At 40.0% G+C, this 21,634-nt stretch carries 22 protein-coding genes and 2 tRNA genes; 13 read left to right on the top strand and 11 right to left on the bottom strand.

What is annotated here, in order from left to right:
* The first annotated feature begins 4 nt into the window (after positions 1-4).
* Positions 5-391 carry a hypothetical protein gene (locus CJF29_RS12325; RefSeq protein ID WP_004303301.1) on the top strand — a complete coding sequence of 129 codons (387 nt, stop codon included), beginning with the start codon at positions 5-7 and terminating at the stop codon, positions 389-391.
* Here CJF29_RS12325 and CJF29_RS12320 read toward each other — a convergent pair.
* A complete protein-coding gene (locus tag CJF29_RS12320; RefSeq protein WP_074558553.1) occupies positions 342-1,106 on the bottom strand; it encodes a TrmH family RNA methyltransferase in 765 nt (254 codons plus the stop codon). The two genes, CJF29_RS12325 and CJF29_RS12320, sit on opposite strands and share 50 nt — an antisense overlap.
* 142 nt (positions 1,107-1,248) lie before the next feature.
* On the opposite strand from CJF29_RS12320, the gene CJF29_RS12315 reads away from it, so the two are divergent.
* Positions 1,249-3,558 carry a BamA/TamA family outer membrane protein gene (locus tag CJF29_RS12315; RefSeq protein ID WP_004303299.1) on the top strand — a complete coding sequence of 770 codons (2,310 nt, stop codon included), beginning with the start codon at positions 1,249-1,251 and terminating at the stop codon, positions 3,556-3,558.
* Here the strand turns inward: CJF29_RS12315 and CJF29_RS12310 are convergent.
* The 4 genes from CJF29_RS12310 to CJF29_RS12295 form a co-directional block, all read right to left on the bottom strand.
* Complete coding sequence (locus tag CJF29_RS12310; RefSeq protein ID WP_074558551.1) at positions 3,512-3,964, bottom strand: hypothetical protein; 453 nt, start codon at positions 3,962-3,964, stop codon at positions 3,512-3,514. The genes CJF29_RS12315 and CJF29_RS12310 overlap by 47 nt on opposite strands.
* Positions 3,965-4,057: 93 nt before the next feature.
* Complete coding sequence (locus tag CJF29_RS12305) at positions 4,058-4,609, bottom strand: DUF3332 domain-containing protein (RefSeq protein ID WP_004295891.1); 552 nt, start codon at positions 4,607-4,609, stop codon at positions 4,058-4,060.
* 93 nt (positions 4,610-4,702) lie between these two features.
* Complete coding sequence (locus CJF29_RS12300; protein WP_004295892.1) at positions 4,703-5,152, bottom strand: DoxX family protein; 450 nt, start codon at positions 5,150-5,152, stop codon at positions 4,703-4,705.
* 90 nt (positions 5,153-5,242) lie between these two features.
* Positions 5,243-5,677 carry a copper resistance protein NlpE gene (locus tag CJF29_RS12295; RefSeq protein WP_004295893.1) on the bottom strand — a complete coding sequence of 145 codons (435 nt, stop codon included), beginning with the start codon at positions 5,675-5,677 and terminating at the stop codon, positions 5,243-5,245.
* A 144-nt stretch (positions 5,678-5,821) separates the two neighbouring features.
* Here CJF29_RS12295 and CJF29_RS12290 point away from each other — a divergent pair, with 144 nt between their 5' ends.
* Positions 5,822-6,070: a DUF6965 family protein gene (locus CJF29_RS12290; RefSeq protein WP_004295894.1), complete on the top strand. Its 249-nt coding sequence runs from the start codon at positions 5,822-5,824 to the stop codon at positions 6,068-6,070.
* Positions 6,071-6,182: 112 nt separating this feature from the next.
* On the opposite strand, the gene CJF29_RS12285 is transcribed toward CJF29_RS12290, so the two are convergent.
* Positions 6,183-6,605 carry a BT0820 family HAD-type phosphatase gene (locus CJF29_RS12285; protein ID WP_004295895.1) on the bottom strand — a complete coding sequence of 141 codons (423 nt, stop codon included), beginning with the start codon at positions 6,603-6,605 and terminating at the stop codon, positions 6,183-6,185.
* A 96-nt stretch (positions 6,606-6,701) separates the two neighbouring features.
* Between CJF29_RS12285 and CJF29_RS12280 the strand changes: the two genes are divergently transcribed.
* The 4 genes from CJF29_RS12280 (at position 6,702) to CJF29_RS12265 (ending at position 9,243) form a co-directional block, all read left to right on the top strand.
* Positions 6,702-8,090, top strand: coding sequence for a peptide MFS transporter (locus CJF29_RS12280; protein WP_074558550.1), 1,389 nt, complete (start codon positions 6,702-6,704; stop codon positions 8,088-8,090).
* Positions 8,091-8,172: 82 nt separating this feature from the next.
* Positions 8,173-8,976: an MBL fold metallo-hydrolase gene (locus CJF29_RS12275; RefSeq protein WP_004295897.1), complete on the top strand. Its 804-nt coding sequence runs from the start codon at positions 8,173-8,175 to the stop codon at positions 8,974-8,976.
* An 89-nt stretch (positions 8,977-9,065) separates the two neighbouring features.
* Positions 9,066-9,138, top strand: a tRNA-Lys gene (locus CJF29_RS12270).
* A gap of 32 nt (positions 9,139-9,170) precedes the next feature.
* Positions 9,171-9,243, top strand: a tRNA-Lys gene (locus tag CJF29_RS12265).
* 152 nt (positions 9,244-9,395) lie between these two features.
* Here CJF29_RS12265 and uxaC read toward each other — a convergent pair.
* Positions 9,396-10,802 carry a glucuronate isomerase gene (gene uxaC, locus CJF29_RS12260; protein ID WP_004303152.1) on the bottom strand — a complete coding sequence of 469 codons (1,407 nt, stop codon included), beginning with the start codon at positions 10,800-10,802 and terminating at the stop codon, positions 9,396-9,398.
* 198 nt (positions 10,803-11,000) lie between these two features.
* Here uxaC and CJF29_RS12255 point away from each other — a divergent pair, with 198 nt between their 5' ends.
* Both CJF29_RS12255 and CJF29_RS12250 read left to right on the top strand, forming a co-directional pair.
* Positions 11,001-12,068, top strand: coding sequence for a substrate-binding domain-containing protein (locus CJF29_RS12255; RefSeq protein WP_004303151.1), 1,068 nt, complete (start codon positions 11,001-11,003; stop codon positions 12,066-12,068).
* 26 nt (positions 12,069-12,094) lie between these two features.
* Positions 12,095-13,534: a tagaturonate reductase gene (locus tag CJF29_RS12250; protein WP_004295900.1), complete on the top strand. Its 1,440-nt coding sequence runs from the start codon at positions 12,095-12,097 to the stop codon at positions 13,532-13,534.
* A 74-nt stretch (positions 13,535-13,608) separates the two neighbouring features.
* On the opposite strand, the gene CJF29_RS12245 is transcribed toward CJF29_RS12250, so the two are convergent.
* A complete protein-coding gene (locus tag CJF29_RS12245; RefSeq protein ID WP_004295901.1) occupies positions 13,609-14,142 on the bottom strand; it encodes an FHA domain-containing protein in 534 nt (177 codons plus the stop codon).
* An 18-nt stretch (positions 14,143-14,160) separates the two neighbouring features.
* On the bottom strand, positions 14,161-15,246 hold the full coding sequence (locus CJF29_RS12240; RefSeq protein ID WP_099147031.1) for an SPOR domain-containing protein: 1,086 nt from the start codon (positions 15,244-15,246) through the stop codon (positions 14,161-14,163).
* Positions 15,247-15,336: 90 nt separating this feature from the next.
* Between CJF29_RS12240 and rfbC the strand changes: the two genes are divergently transcribed.
* Genes rfbC through CJF29_RS12225 form a run of 3 tightly spaced genes read left to right on the top strand, consistent with a single transcriptional unit; the run spans position 15,337 to position 18,059 of the window.
* Positions 15,337-15,885: a dTDP-4-dehydrorhamnose 3,5-epimerase gene (gene rfbC / locus CJF29_RS12235; protein ID WP_004295903.1), complete on the top strand. Its 549-nt coding sequence runs from the start codon at positions 15,337-15,339 to the stop codon at positions 15,883-15,885.
* Between the two features lie 26 nt (positions 15,886-15,911).
* Positions 15,912-17,225: a UDP-glucose dehydrogenase family protein gene (locus CJF29_RS12230; protein WP_099147032.1), complete on the top strand. Its 1,314-nt coding sequence runs from the start codon at positions 15,912-15,914 to the stop codon at positions 17,223-17,225.
* Positions 17,226-17,261: 36 nt separating this feature from the next.
* Positions 17,262-18,059 (top strand): DUF4738 domain-containing protein, encoded by a 798-nt coding sequence (locus CJF29_RS12225; protein ID WP_004295905.1) that lies wholly within the window; start codon positions 17,262-17,264, stop codon positions 18,057-18,059.
* Positions 18,060-18,110: 51 nt separating this feature from the next.
* Here CJF29_RS12225 and CJF29_RS12220 read toward each other — a convergent pair whose 3' ends face one another.
* Together CJF29_RS12220 and serB are read right to left on the bottom strand one after the other, a co-directional pair.
* On the bottom strand, positions 18,111-19,379 hold the full coding sequence (locus tag CJF29_RS12220) for a DEAD/DEAH box helicase (RefSeq protein WP_074558545.1): 1,269 nt from the start codon (positions 19,377-19,379) through the stop codon (positions 18,111-18,113).
* Between the two features lie 46 nt (positions 19,380-19,425).
* Positions 19,426-20,655: a phosphoserine phosphatase SerB gene (serB, locus tag CJF29_RS12215; RefSeq protein WP_004295907.1), complete on the bottom strand. Its 1,230-nt coding sequence runs from the start codon at positions 20,653-20,655 to the stop codon at positions 19,426-19,428.
* Positions 20,656-20,921: 266 nt separating this feature from the next.
* Between serB and CJF29_RS12210 the strand changes: the two genes are divergently transcribed.
* Positions 20,922-21,425, top strand: coding sequence for a thioredoxin-like domain-containing protein (locus tag CJF29_RS12210; RefSeq protein WP_004295908.1), 504 nt, complete (start codon positions 20,922-20,924; stop codon positions 21,423-21,425).
* Positions 21,426-21,634 lie beyond the last annotated feature (209 nt).

Genomic DNA, 21,634 nt, shown 5'->3' with positions numbered 1-21,634 from the left:
TGTAATGAAACGCTTTGCTTCTCATTATTTGCTGATACCTGCCGTCGGATATATGAAGCAGCAGGTAGTGGAGATCACTGACGAAGGAGTTGTCCGAGGTGTGTTCCCATTGACCGAAGAGATTGAATCGGTTGAATGGATGCCGGGAGTGATAGTGCTGCTTTCTGAAAGTCAGATGGAAGAAATAAAAAACACTGGGATGATTTTAAAAAACATCCCAGTGTTTCAAATTAATCTTCCCAGTGTTTCGAATCAATCTTCCCAATGTTTTAATGAGTATCTGCAGGAAGCAGAAAAGAAGGGGGAAGCTTTATTTCCTTATTTGTTTTATCCTTTTGATTTTACTTCCATGCAGCCTGTCGACGGAACTCGGCACAGATTACTGCGGTAGCAATGGCTACATTCAGAGACTCGGATGTCTCTTGGCCTGCCGGATAATTGGGGATATATAATTTTCTATTGATTAATGTGGCTACCTCTTTCCCTATGCCATTCCCTTCATTTCCCATTACGATCAAGCCATTGGCCGTTAATGGTTGTTCATACATATTTTTTCCATCCAGGAACGTACCGAACACAGGAGTATCTCCGAGCGACCGGATAAAATCGGGGAGGGAAGTATAATGTACTTTCACCCGGGCAATTCCACCCATAGTGGCTTGTATGGTCTTAGGGTTATATACATCTACCGTATTCTGCGAGCAGATAATATGTTCGATGCCAAACCAGTCGGCCAGACGGATAATGGTACCTAGATTTCCGGGATCCTGCACATCGTCCAATGCAAGGCAAAGTGATGAACGAACTGCCTCCGGATCCAAAGTATATTGTGGTTGTTCGAAAATAGCAAGTACCTGTTGGGGAGTTTTCAATAAACTGGCCCGTGAAAGATCTTCCTGTGAAACTTCTACCAGTTCACTTGCGTCAATACCCGGATGCTCCTGAAGCCAGGAGGGAGTGGCTGCTAAAAAACGACAGGGAAAATGTCCGAGTAAATCACCTACCAATTTAGGACCTTCAGCCAGAAATACCCGCTCTTCTTTACGTATTTTCTTCAGTTCCAGCGAGTGGATATACTTTATTTTGTTTTTACTTAATGATGCCATAGATTTGATATTCTTTTGCAAAGCTATAAAGATATTTCCAATCTATCCTTACTTTCCTCTCTTTTTCTTAAATTATTTTCCCCGTCAGAAAATATAATTTATCTTTGTAGGCGCATTTTTCATGCTATCGATGTAAAACCGTATGAGGAGAAATTTTCTTTGTTTGCTTGCTTCTGCTGCTGTCTTGTCACTTGCTTCGTGTACTACCACTAAGTTTGTGCCGGATGGTTCTTATTTGCTGGATGAAGTTAAAATTCGTACGGACCAGAAAAACATACGGCCTTCTTCCTTACGCATGTATGTTCGTCAAAATCCTAATGCCAAGTGGTTCAGCCTGATAAAGACTCAACTTTATGTCTACAATCTGTCGGGGCGTGATTCAACCAAATGGGGAAACAAATTTTTAAGAAGGATAGGGGATGCTCCTGTAATATATAGCGAGGACGAAGCGAAACGCTCTGAAGAAGAGATCACTAAGGCTGTGCACAATATGGGATATATGGCGGCAACCGTGAAGCGTTCGACTAAAATAAAAAAGAAAAAGATTAAGCTGTATTATGATGTAACGGCCGGCAAACCCTACGTTGTTCAATCTATCAAATATGATATTTATGATCCTAAAATAGCCTCTCTTCTCAAACAGGATTCTGCCAGAAGCTTGTTGAAGGAAGGAATGTATTTGGATGTGAATGTATTGGATGCGGACAGGCAACGTATCACGAATAAGTTGCTTCGGAATGGCTATTATAAATTTAATAAGGATTATATCGGATATACGGCCGATACGGTTCGTAATACTTATAATGTAGATCTGACTCAACATTTGCAGATGTATAAAGCGCATGCGAGTGATTCGGCAAGGGCACATCAGCAATATTGGATCAATAAGATTAATTTTATTACGGATTATGACGTTTTGCAGTCTTCTGCCTTGAGCAGTGTGGATATTAATGATTCGGTTCATTATAAGGGATATCCGATTTACTATAAGGATAAGCTCTATTTACGTCCTAAAGTGCTTACGGATAACCTCCGGTTTGCTTCCGGCGATTTGTTTAATGAGCGTGATGTGCAGCAAACTTATTCCAGTTTCGGGCGTTTGTCTGCATTGAAATATACGAATATCCGTTTTATCGAGACTCAAGTTGGAGATTCAACAATGCTCGATTGTTACGTGATGTTGACTAAGAGCAAGCATAAATCGGTATCCTTTGAGGTAGAGGGAACCAATTCTGCCGGTGACTTGGGAGCGGCAGCTTCCGTTTCTTTCCAGAATAGGAATCTCTTTCGCGGGTCGGAAACGTTTATGATAAAATTCCGTGGAGCGTATGAGGTTATTTCCGGGCTTCAGGCAGGCTATTCAAATAATAACTATACGGAGTATGGAGTGGAAACGAGTATCAACTTTCCTAATTTCCTGTTCCCATTCATTTCCTCTGATTTTAAACGGAAAATCAGGGCTACAACAGAGTTTGGTTTACAGTATAATTATCAGTTGCGACCGGAGTTCTTGCGTACGATGGCTTCTGCTAACTGGAGTTACAAGTGGACACAACGCCAGAAGATACAACACCGTATTGATTTGATAAATATTGCTTTCCTTTATTTGCCCCGTATCTCTGAAAGATTTAAAGAAGACTATATAAATAAAGGACAGAACCATATATTCCAGTATAATTATCAGGATCGACTGATTATAAATATGGGATATAGCTATAATTATAATAGCGTGGGAGGATCGATTATCAATAATACGATTGCTTCTAATTCATACTCCATCCGTTTTAATTTCGAATCGGCGGGAAATGTAATGTATGCTCTGTCAAAGGCTGCAAACATTCGGAAGAACAGTAATGGTGAATACGCTATTCTGGGAATTCCTTATGCTCAATATCTGAAAGGGGAGTTTGATTTTGCTAAGAATATCAGAATCGATTATCGTAACTCTTTTGCGTTTCATGCTGGTGTGGGAATAGCTGTACCTTATGGAAATGCGAAGACTATTCCGTTTGAGAAACAATATTTCTCTGGTGGAGCCAATAGTGTCCGCGGATGGAGTGTTCGCGATTTGGGACCGGGCTCTTTTGCAGGAAATGGGAATTTGCTCGATCAATCCGGAGATATTAAACTGGATGCCAGTATTGAATACCGAAGCAAGTTATTCTGGAAGTTTCAGGGGGCGGTATTTATTGATGCTGGTAATATCTGGACCATCCGGAGTTATGCCAATCAACCGGGAGGGGTTTTCAAGTTTGATAGGTTTTATAAGCAAATAGCAGTGGCCTACGGATTAGGTCTCCGCCTGGATTTGGATTTCTTTATTTTGCGTTTTGACGGAGGTATGAAAGCTGTCAATCCTGCCTATGAAACGAGGAAAGAGCATTTCCCCATCATTCATCCTAAATTCAGTCGTGACTTTGCTTTCCATTTTGCTGTGGGATATCCTTTCTAATCAGCCATTTATTATTTACTCTTACTAATTCGAGCGTATCTTGCAGGGAACTTACGTATTCCATTTTTCCTCCGATGGGATGAATGACGAATGCATTTTTGATTTGGCAGACAACCGACGCTTCTTCTAAATTAGCATCTATCTCACTTGAAATAACAGAAACTTTTGCAGCGCCTCGTGTCTTAAGTTGCTCCAGATGGGTTTGCCCGACATTAGATGCTAAGAAACTAAGATAAGATTGAGAAGAAGGCGTGCTCCATTCTTTGGCGACCGTATAATTGAAATTATAAAAGGCTTCACAGAAATCTATGGCTGTCTGTTCTATTTGAGTTTGAGGAGTTTGTTGCTGACAAGATAGACAGGTGAAGATTAGAACAGAATAGATAAGTGTATATAGTTTATTCATAGTACAAAAGATTCTTGATAGAAGAAGATAAGATTGAAAAAGGAGATGAAACTCCTATATGATGTTTCATCTCCTTCGTATTTGTTTTTATTTTTAGCGGGCGGCAAACATAAAATTGCTCATTGTAGCCTGGCGTGCTGCCAGCATGCCTTGAGCATCCAGCGTTACATTCATCTTTTCGCCATTTGGCAAGAACAAATCAGCAGTGCCATCATTGTTCATTTTTACTAATTCAGCGCTTTCACCGTTTGCAACGACATTCCATGTGTTGGCTTCTTTGTTGTAGATCAGGTCCATTGAAGCAGTTTCGCCCTCTTTAGTAATGGAATATCCATTCTCAAGAGTTTTCACCATGTAGTTGCCGTTTTCTCCTTTTACTTTCTTTACGTCACCTACATTAGCCATCGGATTGGAGCCACTCCAGAATTCGATTGAGTTGATAACTAAAGCATCAGCCAGGTAAGCTACACCATAAACCGGAACAATGTTGAAAGCAAGGAATACGAGTTCGTTTACAAACTTGTTTCCAACTGATTGATTCCAGGAAGACAGGCGGTTGAATAAACCAAATGATCCTACACAAGAACTGAATAATAAGCTACCACTAAGTACTACTGCGACTAAAGTCAGTTTTCCTCTTTTCATGTTAAAATGTTTTTGATTAATAAAAAATATTGATAATTTCTCTCTTATGTGTATGCAAATATAATATTTTTTAATTAATCGGGGCTATTATTTCTAATTTTTGTATACTCTTGACTTCCGCCGTGACAATTCGTTTCCTATGATATGGTCTATTGAAAATTTACCGGGACCGGCAATATACATCAATATAAATACAACTAAATAGATGAAAGCTAGCTCTTTAACCGCAAATACGTCATTAGCATGAACAACAAAGAAGGCTACTATCATTGTGAAAATCATCGGGATCATTGCCAAGCGATACAGGAATCCGATGATAAATGCCATCGAACATACGAGTTCGCCAAAAATTGCTAATCCGAGAGATAGGGGACTTCCTATTCCAAGCGGATCAGGAAATACTGCTGACATCTCCTGGAAGTTACTCCATTTCTGGATACCGTGGTTCATTAATAATATACCGAAGATGATCCGGACAGCCAATAGCAACAAAGATACTTTCGTTGTATTCGATTTTGTGGGAAATAAAAAACTATAAATCATAAGTTGTTCTATTTTTAAGTTTATATCTATTTATATAAACATAAAAAATATTGAATTTGTTCTCTATTGATAGCAAAATTTGTTTGGACCTTATTCCTTATTTAAAACATAATGGTCTGCAAGTTCTCCGGTTATTTCTTGTTTATCCATTGTTAGTTTGCGTAAATGATTTTCTTCTACTTTATAATAAGAAAGTTCTCCGCCTTCTTCATTAAGAGTCAATAGGTTGTCTTTTAAAGTATATGTACCTTTTTCGTCAAATGAGCTGTCTCTATCGATATATACGGAATGGAGGCTGAATGTTTTGTCCGGATTTAATGTCAGGGTTGTTTCAATACCCGGACAATCGGCAGCGGGGAAAACTCCTTTATAAGTTCCTTCGTAATCAAGTGAATTTTCCGCATTATGGATATCAGTTACTTCGATTGAAGTACTGTCTGCACCGGCACTCTTGTTTGTTTTCGCGCTATTGTTGCATGCTGCCAAAAGAGCACATGAACATACTAAAATGAAAATTTTCTTCATTATTATTGTTTCTATTAGTTAGTCTAATTGAGTATATTGGACGTAAAGGTATAAATTTAAAATGGAATCTTTATAGTAAAAAGAAACGAACAACTTTATTTATGAATAAATAAACTTTGTATCTTTGCGGAAAATTCTAAAGATATGGCACAACATACTTATGACAATGAAGCTGTTCAGGAATTATTGAACTGGGCAAAAAAGATGATTGAGACAAAGAATTATCCAACAGAAAGATATCAGGTCAATAAATGTACTACCATTATTGATGGTAAATCGTATTTGGAGTCTTTGATTGCAATGATTTCCAGAAACTGGGAGAATCCGACTTTTCATCCCACTATTGAGCAATTATGGGAGTTTAGGGAAAAGTGGGAAAATAAAGAAGCGTAGCAAATTGCGATTCAATGTTGAATGATAAATCATTTATGAATATAGAAATGCACTCTAATCATGTCAGATAAGAGTGCATTTCTATTTTATTTGTTTGATATTTATCAGCTTCCTAAAAAGGCAGCCATCTTTTCTTCTTTTTCAGGGATGTTTTTTCTTCTTCTCCGTTTTGGCTATAGATATCTGCAAACGTCTTTTTCTCTTTAATCATTTCGTAAATGACTCCCCAGTCTGGTAAACCACCCAGATTTCGATCGTCAATGAACATGTCGGCTTTCAACTTTCGAGAGAATCCCTGATGGCCTTTCTGCTCTTCAGGATAATCCTTATTAACGGCATAAAATTCTAAACCTCTGGCTTTACACCATTCGACAGCTTCGTCCAGAAGTGCTCCTTCACGCACACTCCACAGTATTAAACGATGCTTTTCTTGTTGCAATAACTTCAATGTGTCAACAGCGAATGGAATCTCTTCACCAATGCGTGGATAACGATGTTCAACAATCGTTCCGTCAAAATCAACAGCTATAATCATAGTTTTTAATTACCTAATTTGGAACAAAGATACGGACAGTAAGCCAAAAAAACGTATCTTTGTCTCAAATTAACATTTTAATAAAAATATAAATACATGAACAATTCCCCTCAGCGTGCTGCTAAAGGCTTTACGAGAGCATTTTGGGTCAGCAACACAGTCGAACTGTTTGAGCGTATGGCATATTATGCCGTTTTTATCGTTCTCACTATTTATCTATCTTCCATTTTAGGTTTTAATGATTTCGAAGCAAGTATGATTTCCGGGCTTTTTTCCGGTGGATTGTATCTGCTTCCTATTTTTTCCGGTGCTTATGCTGACAAGATCGGTTTCCGGAAATCAATGATTATAGCATTTTCCTTATTATCCATCGGATATTTAGGGTTGGGTGTACTGCCCACTTTACTGGAAGCTGCCGGTTTGGTTAGTTATGGTGCCACTACTCAATTTAATGGTTTGCCTGATAGCTATACCCGGTGGATCATCGTGCCGGTTTTGTTTGTGCTTATGGTGGGAGGTTCTTTCATTAAGTCCATTATCTCCGCTTCTGTGGCTAAAGAAACAACGGAAGCAACCCGTGCCCGTGGTTATTCCATATTTTATATGATGGTAAATGTGGGTGCTTTCACCGGTAAAACGATTATCGATCCTTTGCGTAATGTCATTGGTGAACAAGCGTATATCTATATTAATTATTTCTCCGGTGCGATGACAATAGTTGCTTTACTTGCTGTTATTCTTCTTTATAAATCGATGCATACGGCAGGTGAAGGAAAAAGTCTCCATGAGATTGGACAGGGATTTATGCGAATCATCACAAACTGGCGTTTATTGATTCTTATTTTGATTGTTACTGGTTTCTGGATGGTGCAACAGCAGCTTTATGCCACTATGCCTAAATATGTGATTCGTATGGCTGGCGAGACGGCAAAACCGGGTTGGATTGCCAATGTGAATCCGTTTGTGGTGGTTTGCTGCGTTAGTTTTATCACCCGTTTGATGGCCAAACGCAGTGCGATTACTTCGATGAATGTGGGAATGTTTTTGATTCCTATTTCGGCATTACTGATGGCATGTGGAAATCTGCTGGGTAATGATCTTATTACAGGCATGAGTAATATTACTCTGATGATGATTGCAGGTATAGTTGTGCAGGCGCTTGCCGAATGTTTCATTTCACCGCGTTATCTGGAATATTTCTCTTTACAGGCTCCTAAAGGAGAAGAAGGAATGTATTTAGGATTCAGTCATTTGCATTCATTCCTTTCTTCCATTTTCGGTTTTGGTCTGGCGGGAATTTTGCTCACTAAATATTGTCCGGATCCGGCTTTGTTCGAGACGCGGGAAGCATGGGAGGCAGCTAGCGGAAATGCCCATTATATATGGTATTACTTTGCTGCTATAGGCCTGATTGCCGCTGTAGCGCTACTATTATTTGCAAAAATCACCGAATCCATCGACAAAAAGAAGGAGGCTTCTCGGTAATTCTCTGCTTTTTTATGTATATTTGCCGTCACTTTGCTGTAAAAGTTGACGGCATTTTGCATTTTAATAAAGAGGATAAAACATGAAAGTAAAATTTATAAGCCTGGCGAGTGGCAGTAGCGGGAACTGTTATTATCTGGGCACTGAAACCTATGGGATACTGATAGATGCCGGAATCGGCATACGTACTATCAAAAAATCACTGAAAGATTATAATATCTTGATGGATAGTATTCGTGCGGTATTTATAACGCACGATCATGCTGACCATATTAAAGCAGTGGGTAATCTGGGAGAAAAAATGAACATTCCTGTTTATACAACCGCACGTATTCATGCTGGAATTAATCGTAGCTATTGTATGACGGAGAAACTTAGCTCGTCAGTTCGTTATCTGGAAAAGCAAGAGCCTATGACGCTGGAAGATTTTCACATCGAATCTTTTGAAGTGCCACACGATGGAACGGACAATGTGGGGTATTGCATTGAAATTGATGGCAAAGTCTTTTCTTTCTTAACCGACCTTGGAGAGATTACTCCTACAGCTGCTCATTATATCAGTAAAGCCCATTATCTGATACTTGAAGCCAACTACGATGAGGAAATGCTCAAAATGGGGCCTTATCCTCAATATCTGAAAGAACGGATTGCAAGTAAAACCGGACACATGAGTAACTCTGATACTGCAGAGTTTCTGGCGGAAAATATCACTGAACATTTGCGATATATCTGGTTATGCCATTTAAGTAAAGACAATAATCACCCGGAGCTGGCTTATAAAACGGTGGAATGGAAATTAAAGAACAAAGGTGTTATTGTAGGCAAAGATGTGCAACTACTTGCTTTAAAGCGAAATACGCCTTCCGAGCTTTATGTGTTCGAATAAAGACGAAAAAAAGATAGTAAAAAAGCTGCATGATTGTTTGGTCAAATAAAATAAAAGACCTACTTTTGCAACCGCAAACGAGGAATTAAGCACTCTTAGCTCAGTTGGTAGAGCAACTGACTCTTAATCAGTGGGTCCAGGGTTCGAATCCCTGAGGGTGTACAAATTCAACGTTGCAATAAAAATAAAATGTTGCACTCTTAGCTCAGCTGGTAGAGCAATTGACTCTTAATCAATGGGTCCAGGGTTCGAGTCCCTGAGGGTGTACAAAGATTATTAAAAGGGGAACTTAAAAGGTTCTCCTTTTTTGTTAAGAGCTTTTTGGGTTGTTACTGTTCAGCTATAGGAATAAAAAATACCGCTACTCAAAGCTATATTCGACTTTGGTAGCGGTTTTTTTATAGTGTAACTACTATCTATTAGAACTTGAAGAAGTTCTTGGCATTGTTGTAGCTGATATCTTCAATCATTTGGTTTACACGATCCATTTCAGATGCCGGAATTTCTCCGTTTTCTACGTCACGTCCTACCAGGTTACACAATGTACGGCGGAAATATTCATGACGCGGGTAGGATAGGAAGGAACGAGAGTCGGTCAACATACCTACGAAGCGGCTCAAAAGACCAAGTACTGACAAAGCATTCATTTGTTTTTCCATACCATCCTTTTGATCGAGGAACCACCATCCAGAACCAAATTGGATTTTTCCCGGGATAGAACCATCCTGGAAGTTACCCAGCATTGTTGCAATCACTTCGTTGGCGCATGGGTTCAAGTTGTAGAGGATTGTTTTAGTCAATTTGCCATTAGTGTTCAGGCGATCAAGGAATTTAGCCATTGCTTTGGCGGTTGTAAATTCACCGATAGAATCGAAACCTGTATCAGCACCCAGTAATTTAAACATCTTCGTGTTATTGTTACGAATAGCGCCGTAATGGAATTGTTGAGTCCATCCTTTTTCCCAGTCCATTTCACCGAAGATCACAAGCATTGCCGATTTGAATTTCAGAATTTCTTCCTTGGTCAATTCTGCGCCACCATATACCTTATTAAAGATGGCTTTGATTTCAGCATCTGTATAATCTTCTGCGTAGAATTCTTCAATACCATGGTCAGACAGACGGCAGCCTTGTTCTGCGAAGAAGTCATGACGTTTGCGCAAAGCAGCGATCATATCATCAAAGTTGGAGATGATAACACCACTTACCTCTGCCAGTTTTTCTACATAACTGCGGAAATCTGCAGGGACTTCTACAGCCATAGCCTTATCAGGACGCCATGTTGGTAACATCTTGATTTCAAATCCGCTTTCGCGTGTTTTGATATGATATTCCAATGAATCGATAGGATCATCCGTTGTGCAAACGGCTTCTACATGATAACGACGCATCATTCCACGAGCTGAATATTCGGGTTGAGACAGTTTCTCGTTACATTCATCGTAAATTTCACGTGCGGTTTGTGGATTCAATATTTTATTGATACCAAATGCCGTTTTCAGTTCAAGGTGAGTCCAGTGGTACAATGGGTTGCGGAAAGTGTAAGGTACTGTTTCCGCCCATTTTTCAAATTTTTCCCAGTCTGTGGTATCTTTTCCCGTACAGAAACGTTCGTCTACACCGTTTGTACGCATTGCACGCCATTTGTAGTGGTCACCGCCCAACCAGATTTCAGTCAGTGATTTAAACTTGTAGTCGTCAGCTACCATTTGAGGGATAAGGTGACAGTGATAGTCGATGATCGGCATTTTAGCCGCATGCTCGTGATACAACTTTTGCGCAGTTTCTGTTTGCAGCAAGAAGTTTTCGTCCATGAAGTTCTTCATTATTACTGTGTTTTAAGTATATAAAATTATTACTTTCTATATTTATACCTATATAGTATTGATTTTAAAGCTAATAGGCGTAAATCTTGTTTTAGTTTTATTAACCGTTATCGAACACAAAAATAGAAAATTTACTTGGAGTAACAAAATAATTCGTATATTTGCAGCGATTATTTATAATATTTAAGTTTTAGCACTATGGAGGACCAGAACTATACCATTAAAGACATTGCCCGTATGGCCGGTGTTTCCGCCGGAACGGTTGACAGGGTGTTGCACAATCGCGGTGACGTGTCTCCCAAAAGCAAAGCCAAAGTACAAAAGGTGTTGGATGAGATTCATTATCAGCCCAATGTGTTTGCTATCGGTTTGGCTGCTAAAAAGAAATATTCTTTCCTCTGTTTGATACCTTATTATATAGAGCATGATTATTGGCATTCGGTAGTAGGGGGGATTGAGCGTGCCCGGCAAGAATTACGTCCTTTTAATGTGAGTATAGATTATTTGTGCTATCACCATGGGGATGAGAAGAGTTATCAGGAAGCCTGCCTTTCTATAAAAGAAAAGAATGTGGATGCGGTATTGATTTCTCCGAATTTTCGGGAAGAGACACTGGCGCTGACAGCCTATTTACAGGAAAATAAGATTGCTTATGCTTTTGTCGATTTCAATATGGAAGAAGCGAAAGCGTTGACGTATATCGGGCAGGATTCATATAAGAGCGGATATATCGCAGCGAAAATATTGATGCGCAATTATTCGGCAGGAGAAGGCCAGGAGTTGGTTTTGTTTTTAAGTAACAATAAAGATAATCCGGCTGAAATACAGATGCAACGCCGTTTGGATGGTTTTATGAGTTACATTGCCGAAGAATATAATAACTTGGTAATCCATGAGGTAGTACTTAATAAATCCGATCAGGAAAGTAACCAACAGACATTGGATGAGTTTTTTCAGGCGCATCCGAAGGCTTTACTGGGAGTTGTATTTAATTCCAGAGTGTATCAGTTGGGAGAGTATCTTCGTCATGCGGGACGTAGCATGAAAGGACTGATAGGATATGACCTTCTGAAAGCAAACGTAGATTTATTAAAATCCGGTGATGTGCATTATTTAATCGGGCAACGTCCGGGTTTGCAAGGATATTGTGGGGTGAAGGCGTTGTGCGACCATGTCGTGTTTAAGAAGTCTGTTGAACCTGTAAAATACATGCCTATTGATATCCTGATAAAGGAAAACATTGATTTTTATTTTGAATTTGTATAATATCAACTTTATAAATTACAACTAACATGAAAGCATTAAACAAAGAAACTGCTCCTAAAACACAACGTCCGGAGCGTATTATCCAATTTGGCGAAGGTAACTTTTTGCGTGCATTTGTAGATTGGATTATTTATAACATGAACCAGAAAGCTGATTTCAACAGCAGTGTAGTAGTGGTTCAACCGATTGATAAAGGTATGGTCGATATGCTGAATGCACAGGATGATCTTTATCATGTAAACCTTCAAGGATTGGATAAAGGAGAGGCTGTTAACAGCTTGACAATGATTGATGTAATCAGCCGCGCTTTAAACCCATATACTCAAAATGACGAGTTTATGAAGTTGGCAGAGCAACCTGAAATGCGTTTTGTTATTTCAAACACTACAGAGGCTGGTATTGCTTTTGATCCGGCTTGTAAACTTGAGGATGCTCCTGCTTCATCTTATCCGGGTAAGCTGACTCAATTACTCTATCATCGTTTTAAAACATTCAATGGTGATAAGACAAAAGGTTTGATTATTTTCCCTTGCGAGCTTATTTTCCTGAATGGTCATAAGTTGAAAGAAACAATTTATCAATATATTGAATTGTGGAACCTGGGTAATGAGTTTAAAACTTGGTTTGAAGAAGCTTGTGGTGTATATGCAACATTGGTAGACCGTATTGTTCCGGGATTCCCGCGCAAGGATATTGCTGCTATCAAAGAAAAACTGCAATATGATGATAATCTGGTTGTTCAGGCTGAAGTTTTCCATTTGTGGGTTATTGAAGCTCCGCAGGAAGTTGCAAAAGAGTTCCCGGCTGACAAGGCAGGCTTGAATGTATTATTTGTACCGTCAGAAGCTCCTTATCACGAACGTAAGGTTACTTTGTTGAATGGCCCGCATACTGTTCTTTCTCCGGTTGCCTATCTCTCGGGAGTGAATATTGTACGTGATGCTTGCCAGCACGAAGTGATTGGCAAATATATCCACAAGGTAATGTTTGACGAACTGATGGAAACTTTGAACTTGCCGAAGGATGAGTTGGAGAAATTTGCAAATGATGTATTGGAACGCTTCAACAATCCGTTCGTGGATCATGCAGTAACCAGCATCATGCTGAATTCTTTCCCTAAATACGAAACTCGTGATTTGCCGGGATTGAAGACTTATCTGGAACGTAAAGGTGAACTTCCTAAAGGACTGGTACTTGGTTTAGCCGCTATCATTACTTATTATAAAGGTGGTGTACGTGCTGATGGTGCTGAAATTGTTCCGAATGATGCTCCTGAAATCATGAACCTGCTGAAAGAACTTTGGGCAACAGGTTGCACAAAGAAAGTTGCTGAAGGTGTTCTGGCTGCAGATTTTATCTGGGGAGAAGATTTGAATAAGATCCCGGGATTGACAGAAGCCGTAAAAGCTGATTTGGATTCTATCCAGGAAAAAGGAATGCTTGAGACCGTTAAAGGTATTCTGTAATTAGAAGACTAAATAAAAAATAGCGCCACTTGTTCAGAGAACAGTGGCGCTATTTTTTATTATCAAGTTATTTATTATTCTTGTTCAGCCGTATGCAAAATAAATGTAGTAGCTCCAATTGTCACAATAGCGCCATCTTCAATACGTACACGGTCTTTATCTCCCAGAATTTCATTCATAAGGAAAGTACCTGTGAGACTAGGAGCATCTCGTAATGTGTAGACTAGCTTTCCTTGCTTATTACGCTTTATATTGATGATGCAATGGCGTCGATCCATGCTCATATCACCACTTTCAATGGGAGTATTAATGTTTGTTCCTACACAACGGCGGCCTATGACATTGTCACCTTCCTGCAAGGGAAGTAACTGTTTAAAACCAAATACATTTTCGATTACAGTGATATATCCGAACTCTTCTTTATGAGATTCAGCTTCTTCTTCCAGGTTTTCTTCCTTTCTAAGAGCCTTAACTTTACTTTTTCCTAACCGGATACTGAATTGCTTGCCACAATGTTCGCATTCAAATACCAGTGATTGGCCTTCACTATACTTGGTTTCATCAAAATAAAGATAATTCTCACATTTAGGACAAAGGACTCGTTTCATGCTTTTTAAAAGGGATTTTTATTTAGCCAGTAACCAGGCATTCTTATAAGTTTCGTTTTTTCTTAGCTCAAGTAATTGCTTGGTCGCTTCATCACGGTTGTTAAATGAACTGATACTGACACGTACTTTACCATCAGTGTTCAGAGCTTTTGCATCTGCAAATCCTTTTGATTTTAATTGGTTCGCAATAACTTCTGCATCTTTCAGGCTGATTCCTCCTGCCACAATGATATGAAAAGGATGATTTGCACTTTCTTGAGATTTCACCGCAGGAGCAGGAGTCGCTGTTTCCTGTTTTACCACTTTCACTTCTCTTACTGCGATCGGTTTGGAAGTCTTGGCTTTATCCGTTGTATGCTTTTTAGCAGATGAAGTTTTGGTTGAAGCAGAAGAAGCAGAAAGCTTCTTTGCTTGTTGCGCAACATCGTTCTTAACATAAACAGGAGTTACTGCAACCGATTGCTTTTCTATTTGCTCAAAAAGCTCGCTGGGCAATAACTGTGCATAATTGTTCTTTTGAACGTCGGTATTCTCTACCGGAGTTGAAAAGGCAAAGAACAGTACGATGGCAGCAATCATTGCTGCAGCATTGCGGAGATACGCGCGGTTGATACTAATTTCAAAAGTCTTCTTTTCCTTTTCCTGATAAGTCGGTACCAATACTTTTTCTTTCTGCTGCAGAGCCGAAAGTTCATGTATTTCAAAAGAGTCGAGACCATATAATGAAGGAGTTGTTATCTTATAATCATAAGGAACGAACTCGTAGTTGCCATAAATGTTAGATTGAATCTCGCCTATATTATCCAGATGGGCTTTCCCTTCCTCATGAAGGAGACCGATAAATTCGTTTACTTCTTTTTCTACTATACGGCTGGCGTCAGCAAAACTTGTGTCGTATGCTGACATATAAGATTGCACCAGTACGCCGTCATTCAGTTTTAATTGAGGATTAAAACCGATTGTACGGGTAGGAGGTAAAAATATATTTTCTTCCTTTACGCGGGTTGCGGGCGAATAATGTGCTACAAAACCACCAAATCCCGGAACAATGACGCAGTCGTTTTCCAGTAGTAAAGTCTCTATATGTTGTGCCAATTCAATCATGTCTGCAAAATTAAGAGATAAATTGAATATATCCCAGAAAACTTCGAAAAATTCACTACTTTTGCATCGTTTTATTTATCACTATCAATAATGAACTATATACAGACAGAAATAGACGGAGTATGGCTGATCGAGCCTAGAGTTTTCTCCGATGAACGGGGCTATTTTATGGAAGCCTATAAGAAAGAAGAGTTTGAAGCCAATATTGGTCCCGTAAACTTTATACAGGACAACGAGTCGAAATCATCTTTTGGTGTATTGCGTGGATTGCACTATCAAAAAGGAGAACATAGTCAGGCGAAACTAGTTCGTGTTCTTAAAGGAGAAGTGCTCGACGTTGCCGTTGATTTGCGTAAATCATCGCCTACGTTTGGAAAGCATGTTTGTGTATTGCTTAGTGAAGAAAACAAGAGACAATTTTTTATTCCCCGTGGTTTTGCTCATGGCTTTGCTGTCTTGAGTGAAGAAGCTGTTTTTACATATAAGGTAGATAACAAGTATGCTCCGCAGGCAGAAGCCTCTATTTTATATAATGACGAAGCATTGGGGATCGACTGGCCGTTGGCAGAGTCGCAAATGTTATTATCTGCGAAAGACAGAGAGGGAACTGCTTTCAAGGACGCCGTTTATTTTGAATGAATTTCTAAACAAACAATAGATTAAGTATGAAAATTGCAATCGTGGGAACAGGGTATGTGGGTCTGGTGTCAGGCACATGTTTTGCCGAAATTGGCGTGAATGTAACGTGCGTGGACACGAACAAAGAGAAAATCGAATCTTTGCAAAAGGGGAACATTCCAATTTATGAAAATGGATTGGAAGAGATGGTACTCCGTAATATGAAAGCAAAGCGATTGAAGTTTACTACCTCATTGGAAAGTTGTCTGGATGAAGTGGAAGTTATATTCAGTGCAGTTGGAACTCCTCCGGATGAAGATGGCAGCGCTGATTTGAAATACGTATTGGAGGTGGCCCGTACCATTGGTCGCAATATGAAACAGTATAAATTGGTAGTTACCAAAAGTACCGTTCCGGTAGGCACTGCCAGTAAGGTTCGTGCGGTTATTCAGGAAGAACTGGATAAGAGAGGCGTGACGGTTGATTTTGATGTGGCTTCTAATCCGGAATTCCTTAAAGAAGGAAATGCTATCAGTGACTTTATGAGCCCGGACCGCGTGGTAGTGGGAGTGGAGTCGGCACGTGCGGAGAAATTGATGTCCAAACTATATAAACCATTCTTATTGAATAATTTCCGTGTGATTTTCATGGATATTCCGTCTGCGGAAATGACTAAATATGCGGCAAATTCGATGCTGGCAACCCGTATAAGCTTTATGAATGATATTGCAAACTTGTGCGAGATTGTTGGTGCGGATGTGAATATGGTGCGTAGTGGGATAGGTTCGGATACTCGTATCGGACGTAAGTTTCTGTACCCGGGTATCGGATATGGTGGTTCCTGCTTCCCCAAAGATGTGAAGGCATTGATTAAAACAGCAGAACAGAATGGTTATACCATGCGGGTACTTACGGCTGTGGAAGAAGTGAATGAGAACCAAAAAAGCGTCTTGTTCGAAAAGTTAATGAAACAGTTTAATGGTGATTTGCAGGGTAAGACTGTTGCTTTGTGGGGATTGGCATTTAAACCGGAAACGGATGATATGCGTGAGGCTCCGGCATTAGTCCTGATCGATAAATTGCTGAAAGCAGGTTGTAAAGTACGCGCATACGATCCGGCTGCCGTGCAAGAATGTAAGCGCAGGATTGGTGATACTATCTATTATGCTTGCGATATGTATGATGCCGTACTGGATGCTGATGTGTTGATGTTGGTTACCGAATGGAAAGAATTCCGTCTGCCTTCATGGGCCGTTATCAAGAAAACGATGTCCCGGCAGATTGTGTTGGACGGACGTAATATATATGATAAAAAAGAGATGGAAGAACTCGGATTTGTTTATCACTGTATTGGTAAATAAAAAAATAAGAGTATCTTTATATAAAAACTAAAATAGATGATGAAAAATGTGGCTGTATCGTTAATGGCAATCTTTTTCGCGGCATGTAGCGGCAATAAGAGTCCCCATTCTCTTCAACAAGAGAAAGAGGATCTTAGTGCAAAAGGACTACTGCAGGGAATTTGGCTGGACGATGAAACGGAGAGCCCGTTGATGCGTGTAGAAGGAGATACTATCTACTATGCAGATGTACAAAGTACTCCCATTGCATTTAAAATAATACGGGATACTCTTTATACTTATGGAAATGATACTACTTATTACAAGATTGATAAGCAGGCAGAACATATATTCTGGTTTCATTCCATAACGGATGATGTAATTAAGTTGCATAAATCCGAAGATGCCAATGATTCAATCTATTTTGTCCGTCAGGAATTAGTCATTCCGGCATATACGGAAGTAACCAAACGCGATAGTGTAGTGACCTATAATGGCACTCGCTATCGCGCATACGTATATATTAATCCTTCTAAAATGAGAGTCATCAAGACGACTTATTCCGAAGACGGGATTAGCATGGATAATGTATACTATGATAATGTGATGCACATTTGTGTGTATGAAGGTAAAAAGAGCCTGTTTGCCAGCGATGTTACCAAACAGATGTTTGACAAAGTACTTCCTGTCGATTTTCTGGAGCAATCCATCCTGTCAGATACAAAGTTTATGAAAGTAGACCGGAACGGTTTTCATTATCAAGCTGTCCTGGCCATTCCGGAAACTTCCATATATAGCATTGTAAATATGGAAGTAAGTTTTAAAGGAGATTTGACTATCACTTCATCCAAATAAAAAAGCACCATACATTCAGATCGTATAGTGCCGGATTAAAAAAGCCTTGCTTTAATTTTGTCTGGGGGGAGACGGACGGTTATTTCTCTTTCCTCCGTTATTATTATTCCTTTTTCCCCGGAAATCTTTTCTTTTGTAGTTGCCACCCTTGCCCTTGCTAAAAGAACGTGGCTTGTATTCCGGAGCTTCTCCCAATTCTTCGGGAATAGGAATTTTATAAATCTCTTTTTCCAGGAAGTTCTCAATACTTTTGAAGTTACTTTGTTCTTTCTCGCTGATGAACGTAAGTGCTACACCATCATTGTTGGCACGTGCTGTACGTCCGATACGGTGTACATAGTCTTCGCTGTCGTGAGGCACGTCGAAGTTGATAACCAGGCGGATATCATCGATATCTATACCACGTGCAACGATGTCCGTAGCTACCAATATATTGATTCGTCCGGCTTTAAACTCATGCATAACAGTTTCCCGTTGAGTCTGTTCCAGATCCGAATGCATTTCCCCTACGTTCAGTTTCATGGATTTCAAAGCCTTGGCTACTTCCTTGACCTTGATTTTAGAAGATGCAAAGACAATCACACGTTCCGGAACTTCATCCATAAAAAGACTGCGTATGATTCCCAGCTTTTGATTTTCGTAGCAAACGTATGCTGCCTGAATAATCTTTTCTGCAGGTTTGGAAACTGCGAGCTTTATCTCTGACGGATTATTTAAGATTGTGTTTGCCAATTGCTGAATCTTTGCAGGCATTGTTGCAGAAAACATGATTGTCTGTCGTTCCTTCGGCAGATATTTCGCAATTTGCATGATATCTTCATAGAATCCCATGTCGAGCATCCGGTCCGCTTCATCCAGAATAAAATAAGAAACCTTGGAAAGATCTACATATCCAAGGCTTAAATGGGCGATCAGACGTCCGGGAGTAGCAATAACAACATCAGCTCCTAAAGTGAGTCCTTTTTTCTGTTGTTCGAACAATATTCCATCATTTCCACCGTATACGGCAACACTCGATACCGGCATGAAATAGGAAAACCCTTCCATTTGCTGGTCGATCTGTTGGGCCAATTCCCGGGTAGGAGACATGATGACACAATTAATCGCATCTTCCGGATGTTTACCTTCAGATAATTTATTCAATACAGGCAGTAGAAACGCGGCCGTTTTACCTGTTCCTGTCTGTGCTACTGCGATCAAATCTTTACCCTCAAGTATGATTGGAATTGCCTGCTCCTGTATAGGCGTACATTCGTCAAATCGCATGGCATCAAGCGCCTCAAGCACATTTGCATTTAATTGTAGTTCGGAAAACTTCATTCTTTTATTTAATTTGTCAGCAAAGATAATCTATTTTTTGGTCTAATTACATATTCAAGTAAGAATCTTTGAATCCGAGGAAATAGAGCACTCCATCCAGCCCGATGGTGTTGATCGATTGCTTGGCATTTGCCACCACTTTAGGCTTTGCGTGGAAAGCAATTCCCAGTCCGGCAACCCCTAGCATAGGGAGGTCGTTAGCTCCGTCTCCTACGGCTATGGTCTGTGCAATATCCACCTTTTCCACTTGTGCAATGAGGCGGAGCAGTTCGGCTTTCCGTTTTCCGTCTACTACATCTCCCAGGTAACGTCCGGTCAGTTTGCCGTCGATGATTTCCAGTTCGTTGGCATAGACGTAATCTATACCGTATTTCTTTTGCAGGTATTGGCCGAAATAAGTGAATCCTCCCGAAAGGATGGCGATTTTGTAACCGTACTTCTTCAATACATACATCAGCCGTTCTACGCCCTCCGTGATAGGCAGGCTCTCGGCTATTTCCTGCATGACCGATTCGTCCAGCCCTTTCAATAGTGCTACACGGCGGGTAAAGCTCTCTGTAAAGTCTATTTCTCCACGCATGGCGCTTTCCGTGATGGCCTTTACTTCGTCGCCTACACCGGCACGGATAGCCAGTTCGTCAATCACCTCTGTTTCGATTAATGTAGAGTCCATATCAAAACAGATCAGACGGCGCATACGACGGTACATATTATCCTGTTGGAAAGAAAAGTCCATTTCCAGTTCGCTGGCCAACTTCATCAGCTTCTCTTGCATCGCAATGCGATCTTTCGGAGTACCTCTCACTGAAAATTCGATGCAAGCCCTGGTGCGTGCATCTGCCTGACATTCATCCAACGGGATACGACCTGTCAGACGTTTGATAGCATCAATATTCATGCCCTGCTCGGCCAATATGCTTGTAGCGGCAGAAATCTGTCGGGCGGAAAGCTTGCGTCCCAGAACCGTCAGGATATAACGGTTTTTCCCTTGCATACCTACCCAGTTTTCATATTGCTCGGTGGTGATAGGTTCAAACCGGATGGTCACTCCCAGAGAAGAAGCCTTGAACAACAGTTCCTTCATAATGAATCCGGAATGTCTTTCTTCACTCTTGAACAGGATACCCAGCGATAATGTATTATGAATATCTGCCTGGCCGATATCGAGAATCGTGGCATCATATTTGGCAAGGATTTCGGTCACGGAAGCAGTCAGTCCCGGGCGATCTTCGCCGGTAACTCGAATCAGAATCAATTCAGTATTTGATGGTTGCATAAAAAATAGACTTTAACTCTGCAAAAGTAGAGAAAAAAGTTCGTTTTTATGCTAAATAACATAAAAAGTTATACCTAAAAAGTGAGATTTTTGCTTATTTGCTTGGAAGTTAATTTAATATTTACTTACCTTTGCACCCGGTTTCAAAAATAAAGGCTCTGATAATCAGCGGATTCCTCTTCGCCTGATGCCTGAAAAGACAATGTTTCGGGAAGAAACCACTGTTTAAGGACAGTCCCGGATAGTATTAACTAAAACCGAATTACATGAAGCATGTAAAATGGATTTTTGTTGTATTACTGATTTGTTCCTTGACCGCTTTCGTTGAGAAAGACAAACCTACCGGAGGTTTGAGTGAGGGTGACGTAGCCCCTGATTTTAAAATCGAATCTACGTCAAACGGGCAACCCGCCTTTAAATTGGGAAATTTGAAAGGTAAATATGTGTTGCTAAGTTTTTGGGCAAGTTATGACGCGCAGTCCCGGATGCAAAATGTAAGTTTGAGCAATGCGCTTCGTTCTTCTCATAATGTGGAAATGGTTTCTATTTCATTTGACGAATATCAGTCAATATTTAAGGAAACCGTTCGTAAGGATCAAATAGTTACGCCCACTTGTTTCGTGGAAACAGAAGGCGAGGATTCCGGCTTATTTAAGAAGTACCGTTTAAACCGGGGATTCACTAACTATTTATTGGATGGAAATGGTGTAATTATAGCCAAAAACATCTCTGCTGCAGATCTTTCTGCTTATGTAAAAGAAGTCGGTTAACGATTTTAAGAATGTAAGGAGAAAGAGGGATTTTCCAAATCACCGTCAGGTGAAAACAATGGAGAATAGACAAAAGAGGAAATGGATACAACAAAAAAGTTCCGCCTACACTTGCATTAGCAAGAATAGGCGGAACTTCTACTTTTATACTCTTCGTTTATCCGGTGCATCTAAAACCTTGGGGCAATCTATGGATAGAATCCGTGAAG

The organism is Bacteroides celer (genome assembly GCF_002632415.2).
In the GTDB taxonomy this organism is placed as follows: Bacteria; Bacteroidota; Bacteroidia; order Bacteroidales; family Bacteroidaceae; genus Bacteroides.
The sequence above is the reverse complement of the archived record's forward strand: the minus strand, read 5'-3'. Positions and strand labels throughout refer to the sequence as shown.